Source organism: Arthrobacter sp. SPT-J7 (assembly GCF_059089965.1).
In genome coordinates, this window is sequence record NZ_JBNHFF010000316.1 from 1 (window position 1) to 2,919 (window position 2,919).

The 2,919-nt window shown below is 64.2% G+C and carries 5 protein-coding genes; 2 read left to right on the plus strand and 3 right to left on the minus strand.

Going from position 1 to position 2,919, the window contains the following annotated elements:
- The first annotated feature begins 16 nt into the window (after positions 1 to 16).
- Entirely contained in the window at positions 17 to 988 is a 972-nt protein-coding gene (rarD, locus tag AC5RWX_RS31935) for an EamA family transporter RarD (RefSeq protein ID WP_494100199.1), read from the plus strand.
- Positions 989 to 1,016: 28 nt separating this feature from the next.
- Here the strand turns inward: rarD and AC5RWX_RS31940 are convergent, their stop codons facing one another.
- The gene (locus AC5RWX_RS31940; protein WP_494100196.1) at positions 1,017 to 1,433 is read right to left on the minus strand and encodes a spherulation-specific family 4 protein; all 417 of its coding nucleotides are present in this window, start codon (positions 1,431 to 1,433) and stop codon (positions 1,017 to 1,019) included.
- A complete protein-coding gene (locus AC5RWX_RS31945) occupies positions 1,381 to 1,683 on the minus strand; it encodes a spherulation-specific family 4 protein (protein WP_494100197.1) in 303 nt (100 codons plus the stop codon). The genes AC5RWX_RS31940 and AC5RWX_RS31945 overlap by 53 nt, the downstream gene beginning before the upstream one ends.
- On the opposite strand from AC5RWX_RS31945, the gene AC5RWX_RS31950 reads away from it, so the two are divergent.
- A complete protein-coding gene (locus AC5RWX_RS31950) occupies positions 1,630 to 1,773 on the plus strand; it encodes a hypothetical protein (protein WP_494100200.1) in 144 nt (47 codons plus the stop codon). The two genes, AC5RWX_RS31945 and AC5RWX_RS31950, sit on opposite strands and share 54 nt — an antisense overlap.
- An 82-nt stretch (positions 1,774 to 1,855) precedes the next feature.
- Here the strand turns inward: AC5RWX_RS31950 and AC5RWX_RS31955 are convergent, their stop codons facing one another.
- Positions 1,856 to 2,329 carry a polysaccharide deacetylase family protein gene (locus AC5RWX_RS31955; protein WP_494100198.1) on the minus strand — a complete coding sequence of 158 codons (474 nt, stop codon included), beginning with the start codon at positions 2,327 to 2,329 and terminating at the stop codon, positions 1,856 to 1,858.
- Positions 2,330 to 2,919 lie beyond the last annotated feature (590 nt).

Here is a 2,919-nt window from a genome sequence, read left to right on the forward strand (position 1 = left end):
CGCGCCGACGTCGGAAATTCCGGCACCAGCGGCAGCGTCCGCGGCAGGCAGCAAGGGTGCGCCTCCCAAGGCAGTGGATAAGGAGACGACGGCGGGAATCCTCTTTGGCATCGGGGCGTACGGGCTGTGGGGGCTGCTCCCCCTGTATTTTTTTGTCTTGATGCCGGCCGGTGCCGTGGAAATCGTGGCGAACCGTGTGGTGTGGTCGCTGCTGTTCTGCGCACTGCTGATCACCGTCACCCGTTCATGGGCCGCTCTGGCCGGCGGGTTGCGGAACCGCGCCGTGTTTGGCTCCCTCGCCCTGGCCGCGTTCCTGATCGCCATCAACTGGTTGACCTACACCTACGGAGTGACCACCGGACAGGCAGTGGAGGCGTCCCTTGGTTACTTCATCAACCCACTGGTCTCCGTCCTGCTGGGTGTGTTTGTGCTGAAGGAAAAGCTCCGTCCGCTGCAGTGGGCGGCGGTGGGGATCGGGTTCGTTGCGGTGGGTGTACTCACCTATTCCTACGGCAAGCTGCCGTGGATCGCCCTGACCCTGGCCTTTAGTTTTGGCCTCTACGGCTTCGTCAAGAAACGCGTTGGCCCCAGGGTGGACGCCGTCACCAGCCTCAGTGTGGAAACGATGGTGCTGGCCCCGTTCGCGGCAGTGACCATGATCTACCTGGCCGCAACGGGAACGGCCACGCTCACCACCCAAGGTCCGGGCCATTTTTGGCTCCTGCTGGCCTCCGGTGTGATCACCGCGGTCCCGCTGCTGTTCTTCGGGGCCTCGGCGCGCAGGCTCCCCATGACCACCATCGGGCTGCTCCAGTACTTCGCGCCCCTGCTGCAGTTTGTCCTCGCCCTCGTGGTTTTCAAGGAAGCCATGACCCTCGACCGATGGATCGGGTTCGGCGTGGTCTGGGTGGCATTGCTGGTCCTGACCGTGGACATGCTGAGGACCGCCCGCAAGAACGCCTTGGCGGCGAAAAGGCTCCGGACTTAGCCATCGCATTCCCAGTTCTGGCTGCGGTCTACTCCTCGACGGAGGTCAGCGTCGCCGGCCAATAAGCCGGAAGGCTGTCGTAGGGATTTGGTTCCACGTCGTTAGTGACATAGACATATTGCGCGCCCTGTTCGCGGGCGCGGTTCAGCACATCACCAAGCCTGTCCTGCGGAGCCCCGCTGACGATGTGCCAAACTTCCGTGCTGGCGTAGGTGGCTAGCCACTCCGGCGGTTCCTTGGCTGAGAAGTAGGCATTGAACGGGTCCTCAAACGTCACACCCGCGTCGGCGAACTCGAAGTAGCCACGGTCGGGAATTGGCCCAGGGTTAAGGACCGCGACCCCCCCGGACTTGTGGACCGCGGCAACGTAGTCCTCATAGACGCTGAGTTCGTCAGAAACCGATGCAGCCTCGTCCAGGTAATGTTCTCCAAGCCGTACCAACACGCCAGTGGTCTATGTCCTGAAAAACTGCCGCCTGGTCCCGATCGCCCCACCCGGTCAAGACGTAACCCAGCACCTGGATGCCTGCATCTGCCAGCGCCCGGATCAGCTGCACGTGTTGTTCGGACTTGGACGCCCCCGGGCCGCTCGCGGGGCTAATAATCACATCGCGGACCTGCGGGGCGGCCGCAGTCAACCGATGAATGCCACCCGGCGCCGCGGCCCAGTCCTGGGTGTCGAGGTCGAAGTCCACGTGCAGGTAGCCCAGCTGCTGGGCCTCCAGGATGGGCAGGGACTTGTTGTCGGTGTCCCGGTGGGCTGGCGGAACAGGGGCGTCGCATAGTTGCCGACCGAGCGCATGGCCCGGTCGGTGCCGATCAGCTCCTCGTGGCTGCGCAGCGCGTCGTTCCACACCGTCGTGTGGATCATGGTGTGTTGACCACCATGTGCCCCTCACGGATGTTCCGGCGGAACAGCTCGGGCTGGGCGACGACGTTGGTGCCGATGTTGAAGAACGTCGCCGGCACTCCCTCGGCGGAGAGCACGTCGAGGATATCGGGAGTGAAGGTCGCATCGGGACCGTCGTCAAAGGTCAACATGAACTGCTTCTCCGGCAGTTCCCCGAAGCGCTCCATCACAGAGGGGCTGTCCCCGACGGTTGCGGTCTCCTCCTCGGTCAGCGTCAGGAAGACCTCGTCGCTGAACGGGTCCGTGAGCACCGGCTCGCCGTTCCGCTCGCCCACCAGGGCGATCCGGCTCAACGGGTGCGACGAGTCGCTCAGCAGCGGAATGTTCTGCGGATCGCCGGTCGCGAGGAGCTCCCGGGGATAGCTCGTCTCCGGGTGGAGCGGCTGCTCCCAGGTCTGGGCGAGGGCCTGCGGCACGAGCCAGGCGATCAACCCCGCTGCTGGGACCACGAGGACGACGACCGTGGCCAGGATGCGGTATCAGCGCTTGCCCGTAGGGTCGAAGAACACCGGCGGCGCCATGGTGCTGCCGGCCCGCGGCGGCGCGGAGGTCGTCGTTCGGAAAAGGCGTCGGCCACAGCATGCTCGTTCCCCCAGGCGGCGGTTCGTCCCCTCGACGGACCAGCTGACCCATCCCCCGGACGGGCCAACGGAGCCAGCCTGCCAGCCACACAACCTCGGGTCGAAACCGCAAATACACCCTTCCGTAGATGCTTTGCATTCCTACACCTGCCTGTGCGGATGAAAACTCATAGCAACACAAGGAAAAGTGGTTACGGTTGAGTATTTTATTATTGTGAATGTCCGCAGGATGGGGGATGGAGTTAATCCTCAGTTGTCCCCCACAGTACGGGCGCAGAAAACTGTGGGGGCCGCCGCGGCCTGACGTCCTTGCGCTCTTGTCAGCGCTTTGATGTGACAGGCGCCACGTTGTGATCTGTGGCTCTCGCTCGCACCCTCCCCGCAGGACGGACAGTCCCGCTGTGGTCGGGTCGAGGGAGATCCCGAGCGGCCCGACGGCT